The sequence below is a fragment of the Leptospira perolatii genome (genome assembly GCF_002811875.1).
GTDB lineage: Bacteria > Spirochaetota > Leptospiria > Leptospirales > Leptospiraceae > Leptospira_B > Leptospira_B perolatii.
Genome location: NZ_NPDZ01000031.1, coordinates 1 through 5141 on the forward strand (window position 1 = coordinate 1; position 5141 = coordinate 5141).

Consider the following 5141-nt stretch of genomic DNA (forward strand, 5'->3'; position numbering starts at 1 on the left):
ACTTCGGACCGAATCTTTCCTTTCGCGGAATCGACAACGACCGCTACTATAGATTAAAACCGGAAAACCAAATATTATACGAAGATTTTACAGGAACAGGGAATACCCTGAACATGAACAATCCGAGAGTGTTGCAGTTAATCATGGATAGTTTGCGCTATTGGATTACTGAAATGCATGTAGACGGTTTTAGATTCGACTTGGCGAGTACACTCGCGCGAGAACTTTATGCAGTCAATGCGTTAGGCGCATTCTTCGATATCATTCACCAAGACCCGGTCATTTCCCAAGTAAAGCTAATTGCAGAGCCCTGGGATCTAGGCGAAGGCGGGTATCAAGTAGGAAATTTTCCCGTTTTATGGACGGAGTGGAACGGGAAGTACAGAGATAGCATGAGGAAATTTTGGAGAGGAGATAGCCATATCCTGAGCGAGACTGCGACTAGATTCGCGGGCTCCAGCGATCTTTACGAATCTAGTGGTAAAAGGCCGTCTGCGAGTATTAATTTTATCACATGCCATGACGGCTTTACACTGCAAGATCTAGTTTCCTACGAAACAAAGCACAATGAAAGAAACTTAGAAAACGGACACGATGGATGGAACGAATCCATTATTTCAAACTTCGGAGTTGAGGGCCCTACTGATAAGAAAGAAATCCTTGAGATAAGAGAACGGATCAAGAGGAACATGATCGCGACTTTGTTGTTATCTCAAGGAGTTCCAATGATTTCCGGGGGAGACGAGCTAAGCAGAACTCAGCACGGAAACAACAACTCCTATTGCCAGGACAACGAACTAAACTATTATCGATGGGCGTTAAAAGAAGAAGAGGAAGACTTTCTAAAGTTTGTACAGTCCTTAGTTAGTTTTCGAAAAAGTAATGGTGTCTTGAAGCGTAGATATTTTTTTCAGGGAAGACCGATTCGAGGAACTTCCGTAAAAGATATACTTTGGCTGACAAGCGCAGGAAGAGAAATGACAGACGAGGAATGGAATTCAGGAGACGTAAAATGGCTCGGAATCCTCCTCCCATTGGAAGAAGTCGCCGAAACGGATCCTTATGGAGAAACGATCCAGGGAACTACCTTATTAATTCTGATCAATTCCTCCGACCGAGAAATTTTGTTTAGCATTCCGAGTTATTCGGAAAACACACACTGGATGAGAATTTTCGACACTTGGAATCCGAAATTCGACGAAGCGGAACATTTCATTATACATGAGGAAGGCTATACATTAAGACCTCGTTCCATAGCAGTATTCAAAAATTGTAATCCAAGCAGGGACGTTCCTCTCTGCAAAACAAATCAATCTTAATGAATCCGGCACTCTCAGAGCTAGCCTCCTTTTGCGGAATCGCTCCGGAATATTATGATTTAGAGGGAAAATTACACGAGTTAGACGAGAGGACAGCTTTAGGAATTTTAAAAGCGCTAGGGATAGATTCTGCTGAGCTTTCCAATTCAGAATGGGCTTTTCGCAAAAGAGAGAGAGAAAGAATATCTCAGGTTTTTGAACCAACTTACTTTTTCACGGAAGAGCATAACGAAATCGAAATACAGTTTAGATGGCCGCTGTCTTTGGATTTTGGTGAAACAGAATGCAGAATCTCGTTAGAAGATGGTTCCTGTCTCTCCTTCCCATTCTCTGAAACTAACCAAAGAGAGGAAAAAGATTTCTTTGGATATAAATACGCCGAATATAGACTATTGATTCCCAGGAACTTACCTCAAGGATATCATCAAATTTCTTTGGAAAAGTTTTCCGCAAAAGCGGAGAGCTTGCAAGGAACTTCGTCCTTACTAGTAGTCCATCCAAGTTCCTGTTTTACCTGGACTGAGAGGCGCACGGGAATTTCTGCTCAGCTATATTCTCTTAGAACTCCTTGGAATGACGGAATCGGAGATTTTAATGATTTACTGGAATTAGGAAAGGACTGCACAAGAAATGGATTTTCCGTACTAGGAATGAATCCTTTACATTCACTTTTTTCTCATTTACCGAACCACAGAAGTCCGTATTCTCCATCGAATCGACTTTTCCGCAATCCGATTTATATTCATATCCCCTGGTTGTTTGAAAACTTAGGCATAAACATTAAAGATAGCGAATATTCTATTGAAAGAGAATCTCCGATATTTAAAAACGAAAAGTCACAAGATTGCATCGATTACGATCTTATATTCCGTTTCAAATTCAAATATTTTCAAAAAGCCTTTCTGGAGTTTAGTAACTCTAAAGATGATAAGGCAATAAAAAGCCGAGCCAATTTTAAAGAGTTTCAAGAAAGAGAAGGTTCTGCTTTATTCGAGCATTGTTTATTTGAAAGCCTTTGCGAAAAAATAGAAGGCTTCGGTCCGAATTTTCATCCAGGCTGGCCTAAAGGGTTCGAAAACTACTTAGGAGAAAGCGTCTCAAAGGAAGTCGCAGCCAACCAGGATCGAATTGAATTTTTTCAGTTTTTACAATGGGAAGCAGAAAGGCAACTTACGTTAGTAAACGAACATTTCAACCAAATCGGATTAGCTCTTTACCTTGACCTCGCAGTGGCGCCTCATCCCCAAGGAAGCGAGGTTTGGTCAAATCGGGAACTTTACAGCTCTTATGCGAGTATAGGAGCTCCTCCGGATCATTTTTCTCCGGAAGGACAAAACTGGGGAATTTCCCCCATTTTGCCCCAGAGACTACGCCAGAATGAATATATTTTGTTCAGGAAACTACTTCAAAAAAATATGATATTCGGAGGAGCGCTCAGAATAGACCATGCTTTAGGATTGTTTAAACTGTTTTGGATTCCGGAAGGTGCAAAGGTCGGAGGCTACGTAAACTATCCCTGGCAAGATTTGCTAAAATTGATCGCCTTAGAAAGTCAGAGAAATCGCTGCCTCGTCATTGGTGAAGATTTAGGAAATGTCCCAGAGGAAGTAAAAATCAATTTAATGAATTTCGGAATCTACTCCTGGAAAGTTTTGATATTCGAAAAAGATGCCTCAGGACAATTTAAGCCCCTAACCGATTACCCATGGCATTCAGTTGCAACTCACAATACACATGACTTGCCGACGTTAAAAGGCTATCTTGTCGGTGCAGATATTCATGAACGTGTCAAGCTAGGGCAGATTTCGAACGACCAGTACGCCGAAATGTTAAAGGAAAGAAAGTTAGAAGAGCAAAAAATCTTTTCTTTGTACCGTCAGGTTTCGGCGCAAAATGAAATTTCATCGCACACAGAAGCTCCAATTTCTACAAATGAGCTTCTAAGTTTATTAGATAAATGTAACTCTCAAATATTGCTCTACTCATTGGGCGACATATTGGAAGAAACAGAGCAACCGAACCTTCCGGGAACTGTGGACGAGTATCCGAACTGGAAATTAAGATATAGAAGCTTTTGGAAAACATACCTGTAGAGGTGATTTCGCTTTTGGAGTAAATGGAATCTTTAAAGGAAGGAGAATCTTTGGATTTCAGCTTGCTGCCTTTACGCTTGATAATTATCCTCAGAGCTAAAAGCCTTTAGTTATACGCCGGTCTTACCAAATGGTTTTTAATCCGGAGCTCTTATACTTTTTCATCACTGAATCTTTTGAAATCAAAGTATATTTTTTAGAGATGCACTGCCAAATAATCATTCTATCAAAAGGATCCTTATGAAAACTTTCTTTCAATTTATGGTACGAGGACGCATCTTCGGGACTAAGTTCAATAGTATTAATGTTTAACTTTTCAATATAATTTAAAATATCCTCTGGCTTGATCCCAGAAAGATTTAGCTTTCCTAACCTGAACTTTAGAGAGATTTCCCATAAAGAGATTGAACTTACAAAAATTTGATTATCTTGATTTTCAATAATCTCAATAACTTCCTTGCTTAACTGTTTTGAATCTCCGATCATCCATAATAATGCATGAGTATCTAATAAATAAGGCATTATAAATTAAGAAATTCCTCTTCAGATATACTAAAATCTTCCGAAAAAGAGATCTTCACCTTTCCATCGAGGGGACCAATTTTTCTTTTTGAACTAGTTTTTTTCTCAATAGGAACAATCATTGCCACAGGCTTCTTTCCTTTACCAAAAAGAATTCCCACTTTTTCTCCATTCTTAACATATTCCAAAACCTCAGAGAATCGAGATTTGAGTTCTCCAACAGGGAAAGATTTCATACTTACGATTTAACGTAAGTTGACAACTTGTCAAGATAAAACATAGGAAATTTCTTACGCAAATTCATTCCGCTAAATTTTGCCCGGATTCTTCCCAAAAGAATTCTAAAAATAGAAGCAGTCTTGGCCCGAAGATCGTCTAAGTGGATGCGTCCAACAGGACTGCAATAGGAGCAGATTCGATGAGCATTTTTGGATTAGCCCCGGTCGTTACCACACGGGTTCAAGATATATTTAGATTCGTCTTAGGGGCCTTCTTAAGCATCGCTGGACTAAGCCATTTAACTTGGCGCAGAACTGAGTTCTTGGCACAGGTCCCTCCGTGGTTGCCCATGGATCCGGATTTGGTTGTACTTCTTTCCGGTTTCGCGGAAATAGCGCTTGGGTTATCCTTATTATTTCTTTATAAGTATAAGGCAGAAGTTGGTTGGGCAGTTGCCATCTTTTTCGTACTAATATTTCCAGGAAATATCTCTCAGTTTATGAACAAAATCAACGCCTTCGGATTGAATTCTGATACTTCCAGAGGAATACGTCTACTTTTCCAACCAGTGCTTGTCGCCTGGGCCCTTTGGTCTACGGGAGCCTGGAAGGCCTGGAGAGAACGCCCTTAACTTTCTCTTGAGCTCAGTCGAAAACGTGAACCGCTTCCCTCATCCTCCGCCGTCACTTCCTGTGACGAGCTCCGGAACGCTCCGCCATCCTGGCTTCGCTCTCGGGAATGCGTTTCCCGTTTCCTGTCTAAATCTCGGCGAGGGATTGCCTGTAGTTTATAGCTTGCCGCCTCCGGCTTTGCCGGACCGGGCTCTACGCTTGTATCTGCACCGCACCATTTTATGCTTTTCTAATATGGCAATCTTCCACGATCAAGCATGGTGCGGTTCAGGATATCGCTGCGATCCCTGGCGGATACTTCAAGATGGAATATTACACATTCCAAATGAACATATTCTGTTACGGAATATACCAAT

At 40.9% G+C, this 5141-nt stretch carries 5 protein-coding genes; 3 read left to right on the forward strand and 2 right to left on the reverse strand.

What is annotated here, in order from left to right; all coding sequences use genetic code 11:
* Together CH373_RS18420 and malQ are read left to right on the forward strand one after the other, a co-directional pair.
* A partial coding sequence (locus tag CH373_RS18420; protein ID WP_243393475.1) for a glycogen debranching protein occupies positions 1-1319 on the forward strand: 1319 nt, incomplete at its 5' end.
* Positions 1319-3412 carry a 4-alpha-glucanotransferase gene (malQ, locus tag CH373_RS18425; protein WP_100713965.1) on the forward strand — a complete coding sequence of 698 codons (2094 nt, stop codon included), beginning with the start codon at positions 1319-1321 and terminating at the stop codon, positions 3410-3412. The genes CH373_RS18420 and malQ, both read left to right, overlap by 1 nt.
* A 123-nt stretch (positions 3413-3535) precedes the next feature.
* Here malQ and CH373_RS18430 read toward each other — a convergent pair whose 3' ends face one another.
* Complete coding sequence (locus CH373_RS18430; RefSeq protein WP_100713966.1) at positions 3536-3934, reverse strand: type II toxin-antitoxin system VapC family toxin; 399 nt, start codon at positions 3932-3934, stop codon at positions 3536-3538.
* Positions 3934-4170 carry a type II toxin-antitoxin system Phd/YefM family antitoxin gene (locus tag CH373_RS18435; protein WP_100713967.1) on the reverse strand — a complete coding sequence of 79 codons (237 nt, stop codon included), beginning with the start codon at positions 4168-4170 and terminating at the stop codon, positions 3934-3936. Before CH373_RS18435 ends, CH373_RS18430 begins: the two co-directional genes overlap by 1 nt.
* A 182-nt stretch (positions 4171-4352) precedes the next feature.
* On the opposite strand from CH373_RS18435, the gene CH373_RS18440 reads away from it, so the two are divergent.
* Positions 4353-4784 carry a DoxX family protein gene (locus tag CH373_RS18440; protein ID WP_100713991.1) on the forward strand — a complete coding sequence of 144 codons (432 nt, stop codon included), beginning with the start codon at positions 4353-4355 and terminating at the stop codon, positions 4782-4784.
* The last annotated feature ends 357 nt before the right edge of the window (positions 4785-5141 follow it).